Origin of the sequence: Vibrio sp. DW001, from assembly GCF_029016285.1 — a bacterium.
Lineage (GTDB): Bacteria > Pseudomonadota > Gammaproteobacteria > Enterobacterales > Vibrionaceae > Vibrio.
In genome coordinates, this window is record NZ_CP091975.1 from 1256891 (window position 1) to 1281367 (window position 24477).

The window sequence follows — 24477 nt, forward strand, 5'->3', positions numbered from 1 at the left end:
TGATGCACTCCATAAAATCAACCTAAACTGTTAATTTATATTGATGAATCCATTATGCTAGGTGAAGAGTTTTACGGATGATTGGTCGATTCAATTTAGGGTTAAGGGCAGGGATGCAAAACAGAGTTAAAGTTATTCTACTGTTAGGGTTGTTGGTAATACTACCGAAAACGGCCGTTAGCTCAAATGATACAACCCCTTCACCATGGAAGGTCGATATTCCGAGTGTACCAATTAAGTACGATTGGGTTCTTCTTAAAAAAGGAGAGCTATTTGCAGGCGACTTGATTGCTATGTACCAAGAAGAGATTGAGTTTGATAGCGATGAAGTGGGACTCGTTGATATCGAGATGAAAGACATTAGGGAGCTGCGAACCAAGCAAAAGATGAGAGTACGTTTTAAAGATGGAATTATTAGAGATGGCCAGCTTTGGCTAACGGATTCCACTTTGACTTTTATTGACCTTCCCGACAAAGCTTACCCAAGAGAGATGATTCTCTCTATATCCCCTTCCGAAAAAAGCGAACAAAGCCTTTGGGATGGGGAGCTTGGTGCAGGACTAAAATACAAAAGCGGCAATTCAGAAAGCCTAGATTATAGTTTTAGTGCGAAAGCCCGATATCTCTCTGCTCATGGCCGGTTTCTATTTAATTATCGAGGAGTTGTGTCAGAAAGTGCAAATAATGACTCTGAAAGTAGGGAGAAAACAGAAGACAATCACAGGTTAAATGGATCCTTTGATCTGTATTACTCAGAGCAAATTTACTTTCGTCTTCCGACTTATGAACTCTATATTGATGAATTTAAGAACATTGACGCGCAGACGACACTCGGCGTTTCGATGGGGTACGAAGTGTTCGATACGAGTGATGTCGAATTGGATGTTTACGCAGGGTTTAGTGTATTGCATACAAAATACAACAGTGTGGAAGTGGGTGAAAAGAAGAACAATGTTTCACCCGTGTTTGCCTTTGGAATGGACTACGAATTAGATATCACCAAAGATCTTGAATACTTTTTTATCTACGACGGTAAGGTGGTAAATCAAGAATCAGGGCGATTTATACAACACCTAGAGACCGGTATTGAAATAGAGCTAATCGACGACATCGATCTGGAAATTGCCGCCATTATAAACAATACCTTTAGCCCTGTTGCGAACGAAGAGGGGCGCAAACCTGAAAACACCGACCTGTTGATGGTAATAGAGATCGAATACAATTTTTAGAATCAGTGTTTTTTAGCGATGCCATCCCAAAATAGAGTAAAGGTGGCGAGCGTTAACTCATCAAATTGAGATGGAGGTTGGCTCGTCAGATACCGCGCACTTGATAGGAATTGGCTGTGGCACCAGTCGGTAAGCAGTTCCTCAGAGTAGGGTTTAAATATCGACTGCTGCACACCCTCTTCGATTAATTGATATAGGAAGCTGAGTAGGCTTCTAACCTTTGTTTGTCCGAGGAGCTGGTTGACTTGCTGCAGTTGAGAGAAGGCTAAGAACAACTGTAATTTATGAGGGTGGTTGACTGCCCATTCTAAACCTGCAGACCAGATAGCTTTTGCTTGGTTTTTTATATCCGCTTCCAAAGCGGCGGTGACGACGGCTTTGTTTTGTAATACAGAATCGGAAAATTCTTGTTTTACGGTGATGAGAAGCTCTTCTAACAACGCGTTTTTCGTTGCGAAATGATGAAAAAGTGTGCCAGTGGCAACGCCTGCTTGTTTAGCAATACTAGCGGTAGATACGGAATAGAACCCGCGCTCTACAAAGAGCAACAATGCGGTATCAAGTATTTTTTGGCGTTTGTCAGATTTCATTATCAACCTATCTTAAAAAGAATTTGAGCATCATTTTTTGCACAAAATTACCGTAAGGTGGATGTATCAATTTACCGGTATTAAATGCGCCTCTTTGTAAAATAGTTTTAGCATGACTCAGTGTTCTGAACCCCTCGGTACCGTGATAGTGTCCAATTCCAGATTGACCAATGCCACCAAAAGGGGCATCTTCTGCTGCTACGTGGAATACTGTTTCGTTGATACAGACTCCACCGGAATGGGTCTGTTCAAGTACCTGACGTTGAACCGTTTCGTCATAACTCATCAAATAGAGCGCAAGTGGCCTTGGATTGCTCTTCACAAATTCAATCGCTTCTTGTAGAGATTGATATGGGACAATAGGCAAAAGTGGACCGAAAATTTCTTCCTGCATCACTCGCATGGTGTTGTTCACGTTAGCAATAATTTGAGTTGGCCACTTTTTTGATTCAGCATTAAGTCCCGTCTTGTTCTCACTGTTTAATTGAGTACTGGCTACGTTATTAGTGTCAGCGGAATAAACAATCGCACCTTTGTCTAAAGCGTCCTGCATTACAGACTCAATTCGTTGCGCCTGACGGGTATTAATTATCTGGCTGTAATCCTTGTTGTTACCGAAGTCTGGGTAAAGCGCTTGAAATTTCGTTCGATACAGAGAGATAAAATCGTCTACCTTCTCTTTGGGACAAAGTATGTAGTCGGGTGAAACACAAATTTGTCCTGCATTTAAACACTTACCATAAATGATTCGTTCGACGGCTGTGTCTATCGGCATATCTTCGGCAATGATGACCGGTGACTTGCCTCCTAGCTCCAATGTTACGGGTGTGAGGTTATCGGCGGCGGCGCGCATAACATGTTTACCCACTGGGGTCGAACCCGTGAAAAGGATATGGTCGAACGGCAATGAAGAAAACTCGCTTGCGATGTCGACTTCACCCTCTATTATCGCGACTTCTTGGTTAGAGAATATAGAGCTTAACAACATGGTAAGTACTTTATTGGTTTCCGGCGTAAACTCAGACACCTTTATCATGGTGCGATTACCCGCGGCTATAGACGTCACTAGTGGACTAAGTGACAGCATGATAGGGAAGTTCCATGGGGCGATTATACCTATCACACCTTTGGGTTGGTACTCAACTCGAACCGATGCAGGAGCAAGCAGCAAACCTGCATACCTTTTACTCGGTTTCATCCATTTCCTCAGTTTTTTAAGTGTGTAGTTAATTTGACTAATGACAGGAAGAATGTCCCCGATAAGACTATCGTGTTCTGAGCGGTAACCAAAATCGGCACTCATTGCTGAGACGAGTTCTTGTTTATAACTTAGAATCGCACTCTTTAGCTCTTTTAACTGACGTACGCGTTCCTGATAAGTAGGCAAAGGATGCTGAGCGTATTGCTGTTTTTGTTGCGAGAATAGTTCAAATAATGGTGAGAGAGCACTATCTGATTGTTGCGCAGAGGAATGTGTTGTCATTAAAGCGACCTTATATTATAAACAAACCGACTAATCAGTCGGTAAGATGATAATTGAAAAAAACAGCGATTGCAATCAAGGTTAATCACGCTGTCATTGTTGTGCTAAATACGTGTGTACTTGTTGTTTGAGATCTTCTTTGTGTTGAATAGGAATAAAAGAAGCTTCAATGGCATTGAGTGATAGCTGAGCTAACTCTTGCTTGGAAAATGGTAATGCTGCAGCAACAGCCAGAAAATTGTCAGACATGTAGCCACCAAAATATGCAGGATCATCAGAGTTAATGGTAACGTGCAGCCCTTTCCTCATTAATTCTAGGATATTGTGTTGTGCCATAGACTCGAACACTTTGAGCTTAATGTTTGATAATGGACATATTGTTAAAGGCACCTTGGAGTGAGCCAGCGACAACATGAGGTTTTCGTTGTCAATACATCGAACACCATGGTCAATTCTATCTACCTTTAGATCTTCGATAGCATCAATGATATTTTGGGCTGGCCCTTCTTCACCTGCGTGGGCTACGGCGAGAAACCCTTGCTCGCGAGCCTTCTGAAAGACGCGTTCAAACTTCTTAGGTGGATGTCCTTGTTCTGATGAATCGAGCCCAACAGCAACGATTTTGTCTTTGTGTTCAAGTGCAAGTTCAAGTGTCGAGAATGCCTCATCTTCGCTCAAGTGGCGTAGAAAGCACATAATCAAATTACTGCTAATACCCAACTCTTGCTCTGCTCTTTTAAGGGCTTTATGAATGCCTCCGACTATTATATCGAATGATATATCGCGCTCTGTGTGAGTCTGCGGATCGAAAAAGATTTCAGAGTGAATGACATTATCTTCTTTGCATCGGAGTAGGTAAGCCCATGTGAGGTCATAGAAATCTTGCTCATGTAATAAAACGTGAGCACCTTGATAATAGATATTCAAAAAAGATTGAAGGTTGTCAAACTGATAAGCAGCACGAATTTCTTCTGTCGATTTATAAGGCAGTTCAATTTGATTTCTTTTAGCCAACTCAAACATGAGCTCTGGTTCTAATGAGCCTTCAATATGAAGGTGCAGTTCAACCTTAGGTAGCCTCTGAATAAAGGTCCCCATGTCTTCTTTGCTATCAATAAAATCTTTATTGCTCATAGGGCTACCTCTATTTTTTTGTTATCTATTAAAGGTATATGAGTTACGGAAAAGCTGCAAATAAGAAGCCGAAATATTCGGTGAATATTTGACTATACTTATATCAATAGCAAAGGATAGGTGGGGTGAAGTATGGTTGATTTTGTAGAAAAACTTCGCTTAAAGGGCAAAGCCGAAGAAGATCTCTATTTTGCAAAGCACGACAGAGAACTTATAGATGCCATGCATAAGCGTGCTGATGAACTCGCCTTGGAAGGTGAATTTTCGTTAAGTGATGAAGAGATAAATATAGTTTCTAACACGGCACGAGAGAAATAAATAGCAGGTAATAAAAAAGGCTAACCTAGTTAGCCTTTAGCTCTGATTATCTTAGGAAAGTTATCTTTTTCGATGTCTCTTTCCAAAAACGACCGCGACAGCGTTTTAGCTGTGCTCGTCTAGTTCTTCTAATCATAACTTTCCTCTTCTTAATTATTGTAGATGTAGCCTATTTGAAGGTACGTCAAGTCACGTTTTCAAAGATACTAACAATTAGTTTACATCTATAAAGTGATACCTATCACATTATAGTGTTGATTCGACGACCTGACAGAATATTGACGTAAATCCCAACGCTCATACCTCTAGTAATATCGCCATTTATCACTACCTCTTTAGGGTTATAACATTTTGGTAACAATGGTGCGTGATGCACTAACAAAATGCGTCATTGGATGTGGAAGGGAAGGGATTATCTTGTTACTTACTGATATAAAAGGTAAAAATCTAACTGGCACGCTACTTGATATACGTAATTAAGTAACAAAAAATTGATGAGGTTTTTAACTCGATAACTTGCAAGTGCAATGACGACATGACAACAACGATGCGATTACTTGAAATAAGCAGAGTGTTTTTAATTGCTAATTTTTGAGAAACAGAAACCACTAATAAATTGTAGTAGCGATGAAATGGAGAATTCGGATGCAGAATAAATCAGCGATAAGAAGGGCCGTAACTGTAGCGACAGGATTTGCGTTATCGGCCTCATGTTTAGTGAGCAATGCGTGGGCAGAGGCGGGAGAACCAGAAATTGATGAGCTGAAATTCGGTTTTATTAAGCTAACTGATATGGCACCTTTAGCAGTGGCGTATGAGAAAGGTTTCTTCGAAGATGAGGGTCTGTACGTTACGTTGGAAGCGCAAGCGAATTGGAAAGTACTTTTAGACCGTGTCATCGATGGTGAATTAGACGGAGCGCATATGCTTGCTGGACAGCCACTAGGTGCAACGATTGGCATAGGTACACAGGCTGAAATTATTACTGCGTTCAGTATGGATCTCAATGGGAACGCGATTACTGTTTCTAATGATACATGGGAGCAGATGAAACCTCACTTAGAAATGCAGGCAGATGGAAAGCCGGTACATCCAATCAAAGCAGACGCGTTAAAGCCCGTGGTTACTCGCTACCAAGACCAAGGCAAACCCTTCAATATGGGCATGGTTTTCCCTGTTTCAACGCACAATTATGAGCTTCGTTATTGGCTAGCGGCTGGTGGAATTCATCCAGGTTATTATGCTCCTATAGCTGGCGACAACAGCGGGCAGATAAGTGCGGATGTTCTTTTATCGGTAACACCTCCACCGCAAATGCCAGCAACAATGGAAGCGGGGACAATCAAGGGTTACTGTGTAGGTGAACCGTGGAATCAACAAGCAGTATTTAAAAACATCGGCGTGCCAGTTGTCACCGATTACGAGATATGGAAGAACAACCCGGAAAAAGTGTTTGGAGTCTCTAAGGTGTGGGCAGATAAATACCCAAATACTCATATTAGGGTGGTTAAGGCATTGATCAGAGCGGCGGCTTGGTTGGATGAAAACGATAATGCTAACCGCGAAGAAGCGGTGAAAATGCTGGCAAAAAGTGACTATGTAGGTGCTGACGCGGATGTCATCGCAAACAGTATGACGGGGACATTTGAGTATGAAAAAGGCGATAAAAGAGAAGTACCTGACTTCAATGTTTTCTTCCGTTATAACGCAACATTTCCTTACTACAGTGACGCAATTTGGTATCTAACTCAGATGCGTCGTTGGGGGCAAATTCCAGAGGAACAAGCGGATGATTGGTATATGGATATTGCAAAAAAAGTGTATCGTCCTGACATCTATCAACAAGCAGCCGAAGCATTGGTTGAAGAAGGCGTATTGAAAGTGAATGATTTCCCAACATTTGAGTCTGAGGATGGTTTTAAAGACCCACAAACGCATTTTATTGATGACGTGGTGTATGACGGTCGTAAACCAAATGATTATCTACATCGGTTTTCTATTGGCCTAAAAGGTGCCGACAAAGTCTAATTTAGCTTGATTAAAATTTAGATAGTTGACGTGAACATGGCGTAAGTAAGATGGGTCTTTTCCCGTTTACTCCATGTTCAGGTTCAGTAAATTGGTGAAGGAGTCGTTATGTCTAGCAATGTTATTTCCATCCTGCCAGCTACCAGGTTAGTAGCAAATCAATCAAAAATGTTTGTCTACCCCTTTTTGGGTTTTGTGTTGTTCTTATTGATTTGGCATATGTCCGCGAAACAAGTTCAAACCTCACTAGGCACCCTTCCGGGACCAGTACAAACCTATACTCAGTTTGTCAATCTGATTGACGAACATGTTGGAGAACGAGATAAGAGTGATGCATTTTTTGCAAGACAAGAAAAACGCAACGCAGCAAAATTAGCCAAAAACCCCGAGGCAAAGGTAAAGATCCGGTCGTATACAGGCAAGCCTACATTTTTTGATCAGATAGGAACGAGCTTGATTACAGTCGCGGCCGGTTTTCTGTTGGCTTCGGTTATCGCGATCCCGCTTGGAATTATCCTTGGTTTGAATCAGGGGCTTTACCAAGCATTTAACCCGATTATTCAGTTATTAAAGCCGGTCTCTCCATTGGCATGGTTGCCAATAGTGACCATGGTCGTGAGCGCCAGCTATGTGAGTAGCGATCCATTAGTGCCCAAATCCTTTGTTACTTCACTCATTACCGTTGCATTGTGTAGTTTGTGGCCGACGTTAATCAATACGGCGGTTGGTGTAACAAGCGTAGATAAAGATCTGATTAATGTGAGTAAGGTGCTTCGACTCTCTTGGTGGCAAAACATTCGTACTATCGTACTACCGTCTGCAATACCGATGATATTTACGGGTCTGCGACTCTCTTTAGGCATCGCATGGATGGTGCTTATTGCTGCTGAGATGCTCGCGCAAAACCCGGGGTTAGGTAAGTTTGTTTGGGATGAATTTCAAAACGGTAGTTCAGCGTCATTAGGCAGAATAATGGTCGCGGTTATAACCATTGGATTTATTGGGCTGCTTTTAGATCGAGGCATGCTGACATTACAGAAGAAACTCTCTTGGAATAAATCTCAAGAGCTTAGATAACTGGGGAAAGGAACAAATTATGTCAAAAGTACTATTGGATTTAACCCAGTTAGGAATGCGTTTCCCAACGGCTAAAGGCGAGTTTGTCGCGCTTAAGGATGTCAATCTCAATATCAAGCAGGGCGAGTTTATCTCACTGATTGGTCATTCTGGTTGTGGCAAGTCAACCGTTCTTAACTTGGTTGCTGGTCTTCTAGAAGCCACCGATGGTGGGGTGATACTTGATGGTAAAGAAGTCGTTGAACCTGGTCCAGAAAGGGCGGTAGTGTTTCAAAATCATTCACTGTTGCCTTGGTTGACAGTGTATCAAAACGTAGAACTGGCCGTAAAACAGGTGGCTAAAGGGAAATCTAAAGCGTGGATAAAACAGCAAGTAGACCATTATCTAGAGCTTATTCAAATGCAACACGCATCTGACAAAAAGCCGGATGAGATATCTGGTGGGATGAAGCAGCGTGTAGGTATTGCAAGGGCGTTGGCGTTAAAGCCTAAAGTATTACTTATGGATGAACCCTTTGGTGCCCTTGATGCTTTGACTCGTGCCCATCTGCAAGACTCATTGATGAAAATTCAAGCGGATCTAAACAATACGGTCATTATGATTACCCATGATGTAGATGAAGCCGTCTTGTTGTCAGATAAAATTGTCATGATGACAAATGGGCCCGGCGCAACAATTGGTGAAGTTCTCGATATTGAACTAGAAAGACCGCGTAACCGCGTTGCGTTAGCGGATAATCCTATTTATCAAAAATACCGACAATCAGTATTAAGATTCCTATACGAAAAACAGGTGAAGGTTGAACCTTTGCAAACGTGTGAATCTGTCAATGAGTCGAATACGGGTGCAGACTTGCAGCCGCTAGAAAAAACAGCGAAAATCGCTTGATGTAAGCGAGACACCTTCCTGTCACACCATTGCCGTCAAAAGAGGGCAATGGTGTGTGGTTTAGTTCTGTCCATTTTTTGAAATGTGCTCTTACTGATGTTGATTTTTCTTAGTTAGCATAAATATATTTATTTGCACGAAGACGTGCTATGTGTTTTTTTGTAACTTTGGTTAATCTAGGCATGGGCTTACTAATTAAAATTTGAAAATGCTATGGGTTTTGATCATAAAAGTATCGATCTGTTTACTCTCTCCCAGTTTATCTCCAATGTTGATATGAGCTCGGAAGGGTTATTAAGAATGGTGCTTAACGTTATAGATGGTGTTGAAGCCATTGTTTGCGCAAAAGATGTTTCTGGACGTCACTATCTCGTCAACAGTTATTATGAAAAAGCGATAGGTGTTTCGCCTCATGAAGTATTGGGTAAAACGGACGCCGAAATATTTTGGTTTAATCCTGAAGTGGCTCAGGCAATACGAGAAAAAGACTTACAAGTAATAGAAGGCAAGCAAGTCGTCTTCTTTGAAGAATACTTACCTGATATTCATGGTAAATGCCGTTGGTATTATACCAATAAAGCGCCGATTTTTAATGAGATGGGTGATGTCATCGCCATAATGTGCCTAGCGATAGACATTACCAAAAAAAAAGCTGTAGAGGAAAAGCTCTACGCGGCGACTCAAGCTAAGAATACCTTTCTTGCAAAAATGAGCCATGAGATACGTACGCCGATTAGTGCTATATCTGGTTATCTAAATTTGGCGACAGAATGTGACCAAGAAACGAGTCATCACTACTTTGAGAAAATGACGAACTCTGTAGACCACCTATTGAATTTGGTGGACGATATTCTGGATCTTTCCTCTATAGAAGCGAACAAATTAAAGTTAAGTATGAAGCCCTTTGACTTAATTAATTTGCTTGATAGCGTTGTTGCTAACCTTACCCATAAAGCTAAAGACAATCATATTCAAATAGTTAAAGAGTATCGACCTATTTGTGACTGCCACCTATTCGGGGATGAAACAAGGATTAAACAGATTGTTTTTAATCTTGTTTCCAATGCGATCAAGTTCTCAAAAGATAGTTCGGTCACCGTTCGAGCAAGTATCAAACCTTCACGTTACAAAAATAAATGTAAGCTGGTTATCTTAATCAAGGATGAAGGTATTGGCATGGAATCAAATAAAAAACGGCATATATTCAAGGCGTTTGAACAATTAAAATCTTCTAGCCACTACTTTGAAGGAACAGGGCTCGGGCTATCTATCGTAAAAGAATTAACAGAAGTCATGGGTGGTAAAGTGAAGATATTCACAAAGCCTAATATCGGTACAATTGTTGCCGTCTCATTGCAACTTGATTCTTGCCCTGATAGTAGGTATTTAGAAGAAAACACCAAAAAGCATCGAGTTAAGAAAAATAGTTTGGCAGGGAGAAGCGTCTGTATTGTCGAGGACCAACCTTTTAACAGAGAGATATTAGAGACAATATTAAGGTTGGAAGGGGCAAATACGTTGTCTTTTCAAGATGGAAGTGACCTCGTTCAAGCGGCAGAAGAAGGGAGTTTGAATAGAGATATAGATTGTTTCTTACTTGATGTGCATATGCCTATTTTGAGTGGCCCTGAAACATTAATTAAGTTGCGTCAATATGAGTACTTTAAGGATACGCCAGCATTTATTGTAACAGCGGACGCAATTAAAAGTAATTTGGAACAACATCTTGCTGGTGGTTATAACCTAAGCGGGATATTTATAAAACCACTCAAACGGGATGATTTGGTCGAGGCGTTAAGTGGCCTGCCACAGCTTTAAAGTTTAGTGAAAATCCTCTCTTTTATCACCATAAAAAACAAATAAAGGGCACCTAATGTACCCTTTTTTTTTACTCATTATAGAGCGTAAAACAGTAGCCAATGTGTATTAATAGAATGGTAAAGTACGTCTAAATTTAACGATTTTACCACCATGCCTCGAACATTGCGCCGAAGCTAACGGTATCGGTAGTTGTGTTAGCCGATCCTTGTGGGGCAACATCTTTCTCACCAACGGTAGCATAGAAGCGAAGCATTGGACGGCTCCAAGGTAAGCCTCCTATAGAGATGTTTTGAGAAAGCGTTACTTTCCAACCATCCGTTTCGTTGCCGCTGTCTTCATCAACTAATGCATAGCCAGTTTCAATCCATGTGGAGTGAATATCGTTCCAACGATATTGAGGACGAACGATGAGGCTATATTCATTCTGATCGGTAGCGTCATCACCAGATTGGTTATAATAAGCGGCTAGGTAGTTAATATTCCAATTTTCGCCAGCACTAAATCCACCTTCATAACTGACAAATAAACTTTGGAAATCACCTTTAAGGCCCATTACTGAATTATTTGCACCGTCACCATATCGAACATGCAAGCTAGCAGAATCAAATTTAATTTGAGTACCGATTAACCATGCTGTCTCGCTATCTAGTCCCGCGCTTTCAATACCTTCATCTTCTGATGTAAAACCAAAGTGTGCGTATGCGTCAATTTTTGCAAATCCTGCATCAATGTCTTTAATCTTAGAGGTCGCGGCATATTTACCGTTGTCGTTTCCAAGGGATCCTTCATTATCGTCGACACCCCCAACAAAACCAAAGTCCAATTTTGCACCACCTAAGTCAAAATTTTTGAAACCACCCCCTTGACCATCTTCAATTGTTACATAGTAATCGTTTAAGCCTTGTTGCAATCGAGAATGGAAATCTCGACCTGCCCAAACATACAAACCTGGTTGTGAATCAAAAATGTTGGTGGCACCTGCGTAAAATCTTTTAAGGTTGACACCACCGTAGGATTCATCGCCCCATTCATCATTTGACCAATGTTCTACCATTACAGCAAGGTCCCAAATCGCGCCATTTTCAGCGGTGTACTTTTTCGCAATACCAAACTCACCACCATTGGCTTCGTTACCCAAACGACCAACAGTTTGTCCCGTACTACCAATACCGTTTACATATCGAGTATCACCATTTTGATATTGCGCACCATATCGAGCGTAACCAAAGAAAATTACATCATTTTCTTTTTCTGCCATAAGCGCTTGTAAGTCATCAATCTGCGCCTGCATATTGATAGTTTCGTTAGCGACAGCGCCAAAAGTTGTAAGAGAGGAGGCCACTGCTAGGGCGAGAGATAAAACCTTAAAGTTTTTCATGTACGGTCCTTAAATTATTGTAGGTTTTGTTATTTCGGGGGAAATATTAAGGAATGAAACGTTTGAAAAAACTCTACGGGCTCACACGTTTTAGAGGCATAAATTACATGAAACAAAATAAAACAATTAACAGTGGAGCTGATCAGTATTTACATATTAATATCAATAATTTATCTGTAGCCCTGTGACGGTTTGCGTACTCTGCAATCGCTTTCATTTCACAGCATATATGTGTTTTCGTCACATTTGTAATGGACTATATAGGTCGTTTTTTGGTCAGAGTTATGAAAAATTTCATATATTTGAGATCTTTCATGCAATTTATGAGTTTATAAATATAAATGAATCATAATATCTCCATAGAACATCTGAAAACTATGTTTAGATATTCTATGTTTGGTTCTTTAAGCTCGTGAATTGGCGATGAAGTGGTTGAAATTATAGATTAACTAATTAGATGTGATGTAATTTAAATAATTGCATTTAAATCTTAATGTATTAAAAAATAATATTTTCCTTATAATGAGGGTATTTTATGTAAATTTATTCTTTATATATAATAGGTTGCATGGAGTTGTCATATTTCATGAAACAAAGGTAAATTAAAATAAGTAGACGATGAAGGTATTTTTACTGAGTTGTTGTTATATATATGAATTTTCGTTGTTGTTGGTTGGTGTATACAATTGAAGTTGTTTCATTAGCTTCATAATATTAATTTTTCGTGATTTAAATCTATTTTTTTATTTGTATCTATTACTATTATGGTTTCTCCAACGCCTGTTTAAACACATTTTTACTACCTATAACAGGAGTGAGCAAAACGATAAGCAATGTCGAATTTGGTGAGCTTTAGGTTGTACCTAGTCGAAAGAACAGTGTTGGATTGCAATACAAAGTAAATCTCAAGCCTTTTCTAGCAATGATTAGCCTATCTCTGGGCAGCAGAACCAGCAGTATATGCTTTGTGAACTCCACACAGTTAAGGGGCACTTTAGTGCCCCATTTATTGTGCTTCCGAAAGTAAAACTTTTCAGTACTTTTCATGAAACAGAATGATTATCCAAACTTTATTCTGACCTTTTATCAGTTAATTTATTGTTATTAAAAAAGTTTTTATCTTTCTCGTGAGTTTTTATCTGAGTGAGATCCATGAAACAGTTTCATGGGAGGATGGTTTCCTGTCGGTGTTTTCAAGCTTTTGATGCTCCAATTTGTCACCTTAATTTCAATGTGATCCAGTTCACTAATCGCCATTTTGATTGCTCTATTATCCGTAACATGAAAGCGGTTTCCAATTTGAATGCATGACATAGGGAGGGGCAAAATGATGGCAACAATTAGAGACGTATCTGAATTCGCTGGTGTCTCTCAAGCGACAGTATCAAGAGTGGTTAATGGTTCTACCAGAGTAAGCCATGACAAAAAAATGTCGGTAGAAAAAGCGATTAAGAAACTTGGTTATCGCCCAAATTCTATTGCACAGGCATTGGCGTCTAGTCGAACGGGCAGTATTGGAGTTGTCGTTCCTGAATTGGCAGGTTTCTATTCTGGCATGCTTCAAGCAATAGAGGATCAGCTGCGTCGTTTTGGTTATCACCTGGTGGTGACGGCCGGTTCTAATGACGAAGAGGGTCAAAAACAGGCGATAGACTTTTTGCTAAGCCGACGTGTCGACGCGCTCATTCTACATACTCAGGATGTTTCCGACGACTATCTAATTGACCTAGAAACTCAGGGTATTCAGCTTGCCCTTGTGAACCGCCTTGTTCCAGAACTGAATAATAGCTGTATAGAACTCGATAACGAGTTGGGTGCAAATATCGCGACAAAATACCTTATTGATATGGGGCATCGTGAAATCGCGTGTATTACGGGTCCTCTGTCTAAATCAGATGCGCGAGGTCGTTTGCAAGGTTACCGCGAGGCGCTAGAAGAAGCGGGTATTGAATACAGTGAATCACGCGTAGTTGAAGCGGGATTTACAGAAGAAACAGGTGCAAGCGCCATGAACAAGCTTCTTAACCGTGATTGCCGTTTTAGTGCGGTCTTTGCGGCAAATGACCACATGGCTTTTGGCGCTTTTGGAGAGATGAAAAAAGCCAGTTTATTAGTCCCGGAGGATGTATCTCTTGTTGGTTTCGACAACATTTTATTTGCCCGTTACCTGACTCCAGGGCTTACAACGATCGATTTTCCAATAGAACAGATGAGTACTGAAGCGGTGCAATTAATCCTTCAAAAACTCATTAAAAAGAAAACAGAAGTAGATTTTAAACTTTCCCCCTCTTTAGTGATTAGAGAGTCGGTGAAAAAACTCACAGCTAATTTATAATAATGAAGGATTATAAGATGAACCTTAAGACTCTTACCCTATCCAGTGCGGTTGCTTTAGGACTCGCAGCAACAGCAAATGCCTCTGATGCCGATATTCGTTTTGATGGATTTCCAGATTTCGATAGCAGCTTGAAGGTTATCCTTCCTGACTTTGAAAAGCAGTCGGGTATCAAAGTAGATTATTTGATGAACAACCACGGTGACCACCACACTAAGTTAACCACTAACTTGGCAACGGGTTCTGGAGCCGGTGACGTTATTGTGGTTGATGTAGAAAAAATTGGTCCTTTCGTTGCTTCTGGTGGGCTTGTTAATCTCTCTGAACAGTATGGTGCAGACAAGTATGCTGATCGCTTTGCTCCTTACGCTTGGACTCAAGGCAAAGGTGGTGACGGCGATGTGTACGGTATTCCGGTCGACTTAGGTCCTGGTGTGATGTACTACCGCACCGACATTCTTGCTAACGAAGGCGTGAAGCAAGATGCAGTAATTAAAGATTGGGATTCTTACATTGAGTACGGTAAGAAACTAAAGCAAGACGATATCTATCTTATCGCTTCAGCGGCAGACGTAGCACAAGCAATTATTTTCACTACTGTTCCTGAAGGTGAAGGTCTTTACTTTGATAAAGATGGTAAGCCAGTCGTAACCTCAGAGCGTTTTGTTCATGCATTTGAAGTGGCTAAGCAGATCCGCGATAACGGCTTGGACGCGCGTATTACAGCATGGTCAAACGAGTGGTATGAAGGTTTCCGTAACGGTACGTTTGCTACTCAGCTTTCTGGCGCATGGCTTCTAGGTCATCTACAAAATTGGATTGCACCAGAAACTAAAGGTAAGTGGGGTGTGTCAAACCTTCCTGATGGAATCTATGGCAGTTGGGGTGGTTCATTCCTATCAATTCCGAAACAATCTGAGAAGCAAGATGAAGCTTGGAAGCTTATTGAATACATGACAACGAATCGTGATGTTCAGCTTAAGCACTTCGAAACGATTACTGCATTCCCTGCAAATATCACAACCTATGATGATGAACTATTTAATGAGGAAGTTGAATTCTTGGGTGGTCAAAAGGCTCGTCAGTTGTTTGCTGAAGTTGCGAAGAATATCAAGCCAGTAGAACCAGGCCGTGGTGATCATGTCGCTCGTTCAATTATCTTAGAAAACGCATTAATGGAAGTACTTGATGAAGGTAAAGACATCAAAACGGCGCTTAGCGAAGCTGAACGTCTAATCCTACGTCGTACCCGTAACCTTAAGTAATTATTAGTAAATTTAAGAGGCGCATTGTCCATTAGAGACAGGCGCCTCTACCTAGTGAGGTCGTTATTATGAGTCAGACAATGAAAGAAACAGTATTGTCGAATCAGGAGGAACTTTCTGAGAAGGAAGGGTTTCTTTCACGGTTAAACGTGAAAGCGCTTACACCGTATGGTTTTCTTTTGCCTTTTTTAATAATTTTTTCTGTTTTTGGTATTTTTCCGTTGCTCTTTTCCGTTTTTCTATCGTTCCATGCATGGAACCCAGTAGAAGGGATAGCCGCAATGGAATTTGTGGGTTTTGAGAACTACAGCATTGCATTAACAGACCCGTGGCTATGGCGTTCTCTTAAGAATACTTTCTGGCTAGCAATTACCTCTGGTGTCGCACAACATCTTGTTGCGATTCCGGTTGCGTACATCTTAGTTTCTCTTGGGGATAGGTTGCGTCACTGGCTGACGTCTGCCTATTTCTTACCGTACATTACGTCAACTGTAGCGGCGTCTCTGATTTTCTTTAACATGTATTCACCGAACTCAGGCGTAATCAACCAAGCATTAATGGGTTTGGCTGACAGTACATTGCTTGGTTGGGCGTTTGCGTGGGTAAACAACTACCAACCCATACGTTGGTTGGATGATGCCTCATTTATCAAACCGTCTATTGCTATCGTTGTCTTCTGGAAATATACCGGTTTCAATATCGTGCTTTATACGACAGGGTTAATGACCATACCAAAAGATATCTTAGAGGCAGCAAGAATGGATGGTGCAAATGCGCTGCATCGATTTTGGTATGTTTCATTACCGATGATTCGTCCGTTTGTTTTTTTTGCCGTCACGATGACTATCATTGGTAATTTGCAGTTGTTTGAAGAACCGTTTGTATTGACGAAAGGTCTTGGTGGTACAGGGCAGGCTGGTTTAACAATATCTATGTATTTATACAAAGTAGGTTGGGAGTGGCTAGAGATGGGAACGGCATCTGCAATTTCATGGTTGTTATTCGCACTTATTGCATTCTTCACAACGATTCAGTTTGTGTTATTTGGTAAAAAAGGCTTAGGGGAGCAATAAAATGAAATTAAGTGCACTAAAGCCAAGTTCTGACGTTTCAGAGCTAATCACAAAAATTTTATTGGCTGCGCTAGCCGCCATTCTTATCGTGTCTGCGTTGATTACGGTATTCCCGTTTTTGTGGTCTGCATTGTTGTCTACTCGCGACCGTTCCGAAATATTCGGTTCTGGCATAAGCCTAATGATGGGTGACAGCCTCGCGATTAACTACGATAAATTATTGGAAATAATGCCATTTTGGCAGGCAATGTTTAACAGTATCTATGTTGCCTTTCTTGGTACGACTATTTCGCTGCTATTTTGTAGTATGGGTGGATATGCGTTTGCCGTATTTAAGTTTAGAGGCAAGAATGTTCTATTTGGTATGTTAGTTGGGTCAATGATGATTCCACCTGTGTTAAGCCTTATACCTTATTTCATGATCGTGAAATTTCTGGGTTTAATGGATAACCATATGGCGGTGTGGTTACCGTTTACTACAACTCCGTTTGGTATCTTTCTAATGCGACAGCATGTTATTGCCTCTATTCCTAAAGAGCTATTAGAAGCTTCTAAGTTAGACGGCGCAGGCGAATTTAGAACCTATTGGAGTGTTGTGCTTCCGTTGATGAGATCAGCGCTTGCGACATTAGCCATCGTTCAGTTTGTATTTTTCTGGAACTCATTCATGCAACCGCTCGTTGTGCTTACATCGCCAGAGAATTACGTAATTACTCAGGCATTGAGAAGTGTGCAAGGGATACCAAACACCCCGTGGGGAGCGGTAATGCTAGGAACCACAATCTCGATATTACCACTTGTCACTGCTTATCTGTTTGCATCTAAACAGATGATAAGTGGGTTAACTTCTGGCGCAGTGAAAGGGTAATTCATTGCGAATTGAACCCGAATAATGACTAATTAATGCAAGGCGAGTGCAAAGCTCATAGAGAACGACACTCGTAAGCGGAGAAATATAATTATGGCAAATGTAGAATTTAGAAATATCAAAAAATCCTTCGGCGATGTTGATGTAGTAAAACAGTTCGATTTTGAAGTAGAAGATGGCGAGTTTGTTGTATTTTTAGGGCCATCTGGTTGTGGAAAATCAACCACGCTACGCATGCTTGCTGGCTTAGAGAGCATCACCTCCGGCGAGATTTATGTTGGTGGTAAGTTGATGAATAAGATAGATGCTAAAGATCGTGATTTAGCGATGGTATTTCAAAGCTACGCACTATACCCCCATATGACGGTCTACGAAAATATTGCCTTTGCCCTCAAGCTAAAAGGAATGGCAAAAGCAGACATAGATACGGAGGTTCGCAAGGCAACTAAAATGCTTGAACTTGATCCGCTATTAGACCGTAAACCGAAAGAACTGTCTGGGGGTCAACGTCAACGTGTCGCGATGGGACGTGCAATGGTGCGTACGCCGAAAGTATTCTTGTTTGATGAGCCTTTATCTAACCTAGACGCAAAACTTCGTGGTGTGATGCGTGAAGAAATAAAACATCTTCATCGTGAACTTAAAACAACAACGATATATGTAACGCACGACCAGATTGAAGCAATGACGTTGGCGGATCGTATTGTCATTCTAAAAGATGGGTATGTTGAGCAAGTTGGTACTCCGACAGACGTATTTAAGCGCCCTGCCAATAAGTTTGTGGCTCAATTTATCGGCAATCCATCAATGAACATGTTAGATGCTAATCTTGTTGATACCGATGGCGAATGGGCTATCCAATTAGGTGATATTGTTATCCCGCTGCCTGAGCGATTTAAAACGCTGGCGACCAAGAACCTTGCGTTACACATGGGGATTCGTCCTACCGACCTTCATCTGCGTAGCGAGCAAGTCGAGCATGATCGTGTATTGCCTGTGCCCGTAGTCATTCAAGATAAAGAATTACTTGGCGCAAGCATCTTACTTAAGACGCAGGTTGCGAAGCAACAAATGATGGTAGAAACGCAAGCGGCAGTTGTTGATGTGGCAAGTGCGACACTTTACATCGATTTAGATGCGATTCATCTATTCGATGCATTAAGTGGTAAGTCACTCGCGCTATAATCTAACCGATATAAAATAATAAAATTAATAAAGGTTTAATAGTGCTGCTGTTTAGGGCAGCACCTAAGGATTTGAAATGAAATTTGGTTTTTTTGACGACAAGAAAAAAGAGTATGTAGCCACAACACCAGTGACACCGATTAAATGGAGTAACTACGTTGGCACACTAAATTTTGGCGGCATCGTTGATAGCAACGGTGGCGTGCTTCTTTGTAAAGGCGATCCTGCTCTAAACCGTATTACTAAATACGTAGCACAGATGCCTAACTCGGACTTTAAGGGTTCGACCCTATATCTGAAAGTACGCAACAAAACGGGCGATGTAGAGATCTTCTCTCCATTTTTTACGCCAACGTTGAAGCCGTTAGATAGATTCGAAAATCACACAGGGCTTTCCTATACTACGATAGTTTCTGAAGCGTTCGGCGTACGTAGTGAAGTGACCTTCTTCGTACCCAAAAACGATGACGTACTCCTGCAAGATATTAAAATCACCAATATCTCTGATGAAGAGTTACACGTTGATGTTGTACCTGTATTTGAATTTACACATTTTGATGCGCTTAAGCAGTTGCTCAATGCTGATTGGGTTCCTCAAACCATGACGTTGAATGCACACACACAAGATTCAGGTCACGTGGTACTTGAACAGTATGCTTTCATGAAGCGTGATTACGCCGTTAACTTAATGACGGCGGACCGTGTGGCCACATCATTTGATGGCGATCGCCAACAGTTTCTTGGTGACTTTGGTTATGGAAGTTGGGCTGCGCCAATGGCCTTGCAAAAGGATGAATTAGGTAATACAGAGTGTCTACGCGGCGATAATATTGGTGCGTTAAATCTAAGGTTAGGTTGGCTTGGCAAGGGGGCAACAGAAAGAACGGTGGTCCAGTTGACTCAAAAATCGACGCTAAGTGAAGCGACGGAAATGATGGCAAAATATCGCATTCATAGCAATGTCGATAACGCTTTTTCTGAACTCTCTTCTGATTGGGACGTTTATTTAGATACTCTTCAGGTTAATACGCCAGATGAATCGATGAATTCGATGTTAAATATCCACAATCCACGTCAGTGTCATACCACCAAAAATTGGTCTCGTTATCTGTCGTTGTATCAACTCGGTTATGGAGCACGTGGTATCGGCTTCCGTGATTCATCTCAAGATACCCTTGGTGTGATTGCGCATATGCCCGAAGAAGCCCGTGAATTTATCGAACGTTTGCTCTCGGTCCAGAAGCGAGATGGGTCGGCAATGCACCAGTTTTTCCCTTCTACTATGGAAGCCAACGAAGGTGATTCAAGAGAAGAAGAAGACCGTCCGAGTTATTATGGTGATGACCATTTATGGATCATATACGCGGTAACGCAGTATGTAAAAGAGACAGGTAATAGTGAGTTTTTGAATAAGATTATCCCTTTCTATGAGAAAGACAGCAAGAATACACCTCTAGAGAAAGGAACGGTGTGGAACCATCTATGTCGATCCATTGAATTTACTCGTACCAATACGGGGTCACATGGTTTGCCTCTGCTTGGTTTTGCAGATTGGAACGACACCGTCAATCTGCCAACGGGTGCAGAATCACTTATGGTGGCAAACATGTACGGCAAGGCGTTGCTCGATATGCTTGACCTCTGCAAATTGCGACGTGACTTACAACTCAGTGAAGAGTTTTGCGCACAATATAAACATATGCAAAAAGTGGTGAATGATCACGGTTGGGATGGTGAATGGTATGTCCGTTATTATGATGAAAATAGCGCGCCAATTGGCTCACACAGCAATGAACAAGGTCAAATATATACAAATGGGCAGAGCTGGCCGGTTATCTCTGGTTTTGCTACAGATGAGAGAGCAGAGCAGGCGCTTGATTCTGTTAACAGAAAGCTAAATACAGCCAATGGAATTAAGCTCTCTACGCCGGGATATAATGGGTTTGAACCTCGCTTAGGTGGTGTATCAACTTATCCTCCCGGAGCAAAAGAGAACGGTGGCATTTTTCTACACTCTAACCCTTGGGTGATGATTGCTGAAGCAAAAATGGGCAATGGCGAGCGCGCGTATGAATACTACCGCCAGATTAACCCTGCATCGAAAAACGATGATTTGAATACATTTGAAACCGAACCATATTGCTATCCACAAAATATATTAGGTGACGAACATAAGCAATTTGGTTTAGGTCGAAATGCGTGGCTTTCGGGTACCTCAGCGTGGACATATGTTGCGGGTACTCAATGGATACTTGGTGTAAGACCTGAAGTGGATGGTTTGCTTGTCGACCCATGTATTCCGGCTAATTGGCCAGAGTTTACGATGAAACGTAAATTTAGAGGCGCAACCTATTGTATTCATGTCTCTAACCCTGACTCTGTTTGTAAAGGGGTTCGCGAAATGCGTGTCGATGGTGTACGTATTGAAGGTAATAAAGCGCCTGTATTCACCACTGGTGAACACAAAATTGATGTAATACTTGGTTAATTAAATTAGACGCACTCACTGCTTATAGACCGTGTTTACAATGAACAGAGAGTGCGCCTATCAAATCTACATTAGGTTTTGATGATGAGAAATACGATTCCATACACAAGTTTTACTGGTGTTTCAGAACAGATTTGTGCACAAGGTAATGCGGTAGAATTTATTCAGCCGTGGTATTCGCCAATTTCGACCACACCGAATAATACTGGTATGGCTGTTGGTGGTATAGGGAGTACCTTTACATTAACCCCTTTAGGTAATACGCCTAGTTTTGCTTTTATCCCCGGCATTTATATTGATAACAACGATAACCAGTTTAACTTTAACGATTTTTTCGTCTCGGTCGCAGATGAAATTAGCACAGACAAACTTGCTATTGCACACCTAGAAAAACTCGCGCAACATCTTCATTTTTATCCCGCCCTTTTCCAAGGGAAGATACTTGACACATCCACATCAGAGCGTGCATTAAGCGGATTAATACGGGCAGTAAAATCGGGTGATTTTTATGCAGAAAACCAACCGCAGTTCGTAAAGTGGGCCATTGAGTTCACCACGAAAACTCAAGCAGAAATAGCAGCAGATCCCCACTCGACAAGGACACAGTTATTCGTTGCCTTGGACTTTTTCAACGGTTTGATCATCAATAACAGTGCAAAAAGAGTGTCGCTTACTGCTCAGTCGGATCGCAAGGGGATTGACGCTATAGCAGAACATGAGATTGAGTATCAGGTTCTGTATCCTATGGCTCAGTATCGTTACTCTGCGTTCAGTGAGATTAACATTCAACGAAAGGTGGTATCACCTATTGTTCGTGGCGATAAAAGATTGTGCTCTTTGCCTATCCACTGGAATGAATTTGAAGTGACGAACTTATCAGACAAACCTAAGACGGTTACCTTAGTTCAGTCACTAAAAAACCTTATCGGTTCAACTTATGTTAAGCAGCGACCAGGCGTTCAAGATTCGGCTTGCACGCTTACGCAAAATCCTGTGAAGCAATCTCATATTAGTTATGAAGTTCAGGTTGGACGAACACACGGTTTTTCTGGTGTGAGGTTAGCAAATCAATCACCCTATCAGTCCGATGTCGATGGCGAAGTGTTATTTGGTGCTCAGACAGAGCGGTCACTACTGAAAAACCGATCGATTACAGTATCAACTAAGCCGTCGGTATATTCTGTCAATGAAAACGGAGCCGTAATCGATGCCTTAAATACTGGTCGAGTTAACGCGCATTTCGACAGCGGTATCTACAGTGGGCGAGAGGCGCTTTCGGCATTGGTAACGGTTCAGTTAGATCTGGAACCTAATCAGTCGTTAAGTGTTCGATTTGTTCAAGTAATGGACCACAATAAAATATTGTTGCAAGACTGGCAAAGCGAAAAAGCCTATAGTCAGTTTTATCAAAAAGCGCACCGTTCTGTCGCTATTATGGAAGAGGTGCTACCAAGTATAGACGCCATTGAACAGCGCATAATCACTGAGCAGATCCATTACCTAGATCAGGCTAAAAATGCGATAGGGGATAACGCTTCTGCGGTAAGTTTTGCGACCATGGCGATGAATACGCTGTCATTTCTTGCTGAATCGACGGTATGGGATGTGAAAGATAAGTTCCTAGTGAAAGAGTGTGTAGATTATCCATTCTTCAATTCTCTGGATGTCTATTTTTATGGTTCGTTTGCGTTGCTTTATCTGTTACCAGAGCTCGACGGTTGTGTAATGAAAGAGTTCTCCAACGGGATTCTTGCTGAAGATGTAACCAAGCGTCGTTTTTGGGAGTATGAAGACAAACCACATGCAGAGCTTATCGATGCCAAATATGAAGGGGTAAGGGCAATACGTGGTGCGGTGATACATGATCTTGGTAGCCCTTTTGATATTCAACCAGACGCTTACACTTGGCACAATGTAAAGGAATGGAAAGATCTCGCGCCAAAATATGTGTTAATGGTTTATCGTCATTTCAAACAAACGAATGATTATTCTGTTGTTGAATCCTGCTGGCAAGCAGTAAAAGAGAGCATAGAATACCTGACTAATTTGATTGAAGAAGGGGATGCATTGCCACTAACAAGAGGAACAGATGACACCTTTGATAACCTAGCCTCGCATGGTATATCGGTATACTGCGCGAGTCTTTGGGTAGCCGGCCTTTATGCGGGAGCGGAGTTAGCGAAGTTGATGGGCCAAGAGGAGTTTGAGATCGAATATAGTGATCGTGCTGATAAAGCATTGTCAGTGCTAGAACAAGGTCTGTGGGATGAGCAGAAAGGGTATTTTCACTTTTATATTACTCCAATTCAAACCAAACACTTAACGGGAACAGGTTTTCAAGAACTGGCGACGATTGGGTTACACCTAACAGGTAACCGTGTGGTCGATAAAGATATCCTAAATGAGTATCTTGATGGCGTACATACAAACTCAAATGAGAGCAAAGTACAATCGAGATACCAAGCTAAACGACTTCTTGCAGACATCGCTCCGCTGGCGTTTACTAGTGAGTATAATACCATTATTGAGATGGACTCGGATAATAGCTTTGGAGACGCTTTGCTTGCGGATAGTTACCTTAAGTTATTGGGTTTAAATGGTTTGTTTAGTCAAGATAAAGTTGAACGAGCCTTAGATTATGTTTACGAGACGAACTATAAAATAAACAGCCCTAAACTCGGTGTCGCCAACATGACCTTGGCAAACGGCATGCCGCACGACGCATTTCAGGCTCAAGATGTCTGGATAGGAGTGCAGTTTAGTGTCGCTTCAGCTCTAAGACTGAGCGGCAAAAATGATCAAGCCGTTGAATTGATGGATACCGTCTATGACGCTCTATATCATCAATCAAAAATTCCATTTGCCGCACCAGAAGGATTTAATTGTTCTGTGACCGTATCAGTCGATGATTTGGTCTCTGAGTTTTCAATCTCTAGTACTGTGGCGAATGATTGGCACACCCACTTATGTAAAACGGAATGTTTGTTACCGGATCAACGAGTAAATCCATTTATTACTTCTGAAATAGACACCTTTAGTAAATTGGTCTCCCCAATCATTGACTCGGGACATGTGGCGAGTTTGCATGTTTGGTTGCAGAATACGGGATTGAAATACACAGCAGGACGTTACTTCAGACCGGGAATGATATTTGCGTATTTACCAGAAGCATTGCAATAATGCCAAACAACGTAAATATGTAAGTTTTTGTTAAGTGAAAGCAAACGCTGTTGGTTAAAAGTACCACCGATTAAGGTGGTACTTTTAATACCAATCTGGGAAGTTAGCGATTCACAAACTTACTAGAACGAATATT

At 41.4% G+C, this 24477-nt stretch carries 17 protein-coding genes; 13 read left to right on the forward strand and 4 right to left on the reverse strand.

From position 1 onward, the window contains the following. Positions 1–77: 77 nt before the first annotated feature. Positions 78–1229 carry a DUF481 domain-containing protein gene (locus L3V77_RS06045; RefSeq protein ID WP_275136202.1) on the forward strand — a complete coding sequence of 384 codons (1152 nt, stop codon included), beginning with the start codon at positions 78–80 and terminating at the stop codon, positions 1227–1229. A 2-nt stretch (positions 1230–1231) separates the two neighbouring features. On the opposite strand, the gene L3V77_RS06050 is transcribed toward L3V77_RS06045, so the two are convergent. The 3 genes from L3V77_RS06050 to L3V77_RS06060 all read right to left on the reverse strand — a co-directional run bounded on the left by L3V77_RS06050 (position 1232) and on the right by L3V77_RS06060 (position 4400). Next, positions 1232–1819 carry a TetR/AcrR family transcriptional regulator gene (locus L3V77_RS06050; protein ID WP_275136203.1) on the reverse strand — a complete coding sequence of 196 codons (588 nt, stop codon included), beginning with the start codon at positions 1817–1819 and terminating at the stop codon, positions 1232–1234. Between the two features lie 7 nt (positions 1820–1826). Further along, a complete protein-coding gene (locus L3V77_RS06055; protein WP_275136204.1) occupies positions 1827–3302 on the reverse strand; it encodes a coniferyl aldehyde dehydrogenase in 1476 nt (491 codons plus the stop codon). A gap of 93 nt (positions 3303–3395) precedes the next feature. Then, complete coding sequence (locus L3V77_RS06060; protein WP_275136703.1) at positions 3396–4400, reverse strand: adenosine deaminase; 1005 nt, start codon at positions 4398–4400, stop codon at positions 3396–3398. Positions 4401–4568: 168 nt separating this feature from the next. Here L3V77_RS06060 and L3V77_RS06065 point away from each other — a divergent pair, with 168 nt between their 5' ends. From L3V77_RS06065 to L3V77_RS06085, 5 genes are all read left to right on the forward strand, one after another. Next, positions 4569–4754, forward strand: a complete 186-nt coding sequence (locus tag L3V77_RS06065) for a hypothetical protein (RefSeq protein WP_275136205.1) — start codon at positions 4569–4571, stop codon at positions 4752–4754. A gap of 645 nt (positions 4755–5399) precedes the next feature. Beyond that, complete coding sequence (locus tag L3V77_RS06070) at positions 5400–6782, forward strand: CmpA/NrtA family ABC transporter substrate-binding protein (RefSeq protein ID WP_275136206.1); 1383 nt, start codon at positions 5400–5402, stop codon at positions 6780–6782. 108 nt (positions 6783–6890) lie between these two features. Beyond that, on the forward strand, positions 6891–7859 hold the full coding sequence (locus L3V77_RS06075) for an ABC transporter permease (protein WP_275136207.1): 969 nt from the start codon (positions 6891–6893) through the stop codon (positions 7857–7859). Between the two features lie 19 nt (positions 7860–7878). After that, on the forward strand, positions 7879–8748 hold the full coding sequence (locus tag L3V77_RS06080; protein WP_275136208.1) for an ABC transporter ATP-binding protein: 870 nt from the start codon (positions 7879–7881) through the stop codon (positions 8746–8748). Positions 8749–8961: 213 nt separating this feature from the next. Then, positions 8962–10566 (forward strand): PAS domain-containing sensor histidine kinase, encoded by a 1605-nt coding sequence (locus L3V77_RS06085; protein ID WP_275136209.1) that lies wholly within the window; start codon positions 8962–8964, stop codon positions 10564–10566. 145 nt (positions 10567–10711) lie between these two features. Here the strand turns inward: L3V77_RS06085 and L3V77_RS06090 are convergent, their stop codons facing one another. Beyond that, complete coding sequence (locus L3V77_RS06090) at positions 10712–11947, reverse strand: carbohydrate porin (RefSeq protein WP_275136210.1); 1236 nt, start codon at positions 11945–11947, stop codon at positions 10712–10714. Between the two features lie 1330 nt (positions 11948–13277). On the opposite strand from L3V77_RS06090, the gene L3V77_RS06095 reads away from it, so the two are divergent. The 7 genes from L3V77_RS06095 to L3V77_RS06125 all read left to right on the forward strand — a co-directional run bounded on the left by L3V77_RS06095 (position 13278) and on the right by L3V77_RS06125 (position 24341). After that, the gene (locus L3V77_RS06095; RefSeq protein WP_275136704.1) at positions 13278–14282 is read left to right on the forward strand and encodes a LacI family DNA-binding transcriptional regulator; all 1005 of its coding nucleotides are present in this window, start codon (positions 13278–13280) and stop codon (positions 14280–14282) included. 17 nt (positions 14283–14299) lie between these two features. Beyond that, positions 14300–15547, forward strand: coding sequence for an extracellular solute-binding protein (locus L3V77_RS06100; RefSeq protein ID WP_275136211.1), 1248 nt, complete (start codon positions 14300–14302; stop codon positions 15545–15547). A gap of 80 nt (positions 15548–15627) precedes the next feature. Beyond that, positions 15628–16620 (forward strand): sugar ABC transporter permease, encoded by a 993-nt coding sequence (locus L3V77_RS06105; protein WP_275136705.1) that lies wholly within the window; start codon positions 15628–15630, stop codon positions 16618–16620. 1 nt (position 16621) lies between these two features. After that, complete coding sequence (locus tag L3V77_RS06110) at positions 16622–17488, forward strand: carbohydrate ABC transporter permease (protein ID WP_275136212.1); 867 nt, start codon at positions 16622–16624, stop codon at positions 17486–17488. 93 nt (positions 17489–17581) lie between these two features. Then, positions 17582–18673, forward strand: a complete 1092-nt coding sequence (gene ugpC / locus L3V77_RS06115) for a sn-glycerol-3-phosphate ABC transporter ATP-binding protein UgpC (protein WP_275136213.1) — start codon at positions 17582–17584, stop codon at positions 18671–18673. 76 nt (positions 18674–18749) lie between these two features. Then, positions 18750–21161: a glycosyl transferase gene (locus tag L3V77_RS06120; protein ID WP_275136214.1), complete on the forward strand. Its 2412-nt coding sequence runs from the start codon at positions 18750–18752 to the stop codon at positions 21159–21161. Positions 21162–21245: 84 nt separating this feature from the next. Continuing rightward, complete coding sequence (locus L3V77_RS06125) at positions 21246–24341, forward strand: GH116 family glycosyl hydrolase (RefSeq protein ID WP_275136706.1); 3096 nt, start codon at positions 21246–21248, stop codon at positions 24339–24341. Positions 24342–24477 lie beyond the last annotated feature (136 nt).

Coding starts and splice junctions, on each gene's coding strand:
- L3V77_RS06055 (WP_275136204.1), bottom strand. CDS start 3,302: ATGACAACACATTCCTCTGCGCAACAATCAGATAGTGCTCTCTCACCA.
- L3V77_RS06125 (WP_275136706.1), top strand. CDS start 21,246: ATGAGAAATACGATTCCATACACAAGTTTTACTGGTGTTTCAGAACAG.
- L3V77_RS06045 (WP_275136202.1), top strand. CDS start 78: ATGATTGGTCGATTCAATTTAGGGTTAAGGGCAGGGATGCAAAACAGA.
- L3V77_RS06070 (WP_275136206.1), top strand. CDS start 5,400: ATGCAGAATAAATCAGCGATAAGAAGGGCCGTAACTGTAGCGACAGGA.
- L3V77_RS06060 (WP_275136703.1), bottom strand. CDS start 4,400: ATGGGGACCTTTATTCAGAGGCTACCTAAGGTTGAACTGCACCTTCAT.
- L3V77_RS06075 (WP_275136207.1), top strand. CDS start 6,891: ATGTCTAGCAATGTTATTTCCATCCTGCCAGCTACCAGGTTAGTAGCA.
- L3V77_RS06050 (WP_275136203.1), bottom strand. CDS start 1,819: ATGAAATCTGACAAACGCCAAAAAATACTTGATACCGCATTGTTGCTC.
- L3V77_RS06090 (WP_275136210.1), bottom strand. CDS start 11,947: ATGAAAAACTTTAAGGTTTTATCTCTCGCCCTAGCAGTGGCCTCCTCT.
- L3V77_RS06065 (WP_275136205.1), top strand. CDS start 4,569: ATGGTTGATTTTGTAGAAAAACTTCGCTTAAAGGGCAAAGCCGAAGAA.
- L3V77_RS06120 (WP_275136214.1), top strand. CDS start 18,750: ATGAAATTTGGTTTTTTTGACGACAAGAAAAAAGAGTATGTAGCCACA.
- L3V77_RS06100 (WP_275136211.1), top strand. CDS start 14,300: ATGAACCTTAAGACTCTTACCCTATCCAGTGCGGTTGCTTTAGGACTC.
- L3V77_RS06080 (WP_275136208.1), top strand. CDS start 7,879: ATGTCAAAAGTACTATTGGATTTAACCCAGTTAGGAATGCGTTTCCCA.
- L3V77_RS06105 (WP_275136705.1), top strand. CDS start 15,628: ATGAAAGAAACAGTATTGTCGAATCAGGAGGAACTTTCTGAGAAGGAA.
- L3V77_RS06110 (WP_275136212.1), top strand. CDS start 16,622: ATGAAATTAAGTGCACTAAAGCCAAGTTCTGACGTTTCAGAGCTAATC.
- L3V77_RS06095 (WP_275136704.1), top strand. CDS start 13,278: ATGGCAACAATTAGAGACGTATCTGAATTCGCTGGTGTCTCTCAAGCG.
- L3V77_RS06085 (WP_275136209.1), top strand. CDS start 8,962: ATGGGTTTTGATCATAAAAGTATCGATCTGTTTACTCTCTCCCAGTTT.
- ugpC (WP_275136213.1), top strand. CDS start 17,582: ATGGCAAATGTAGAATTTAGAAATATCAAAAAATCCTTCGGCGATGTT.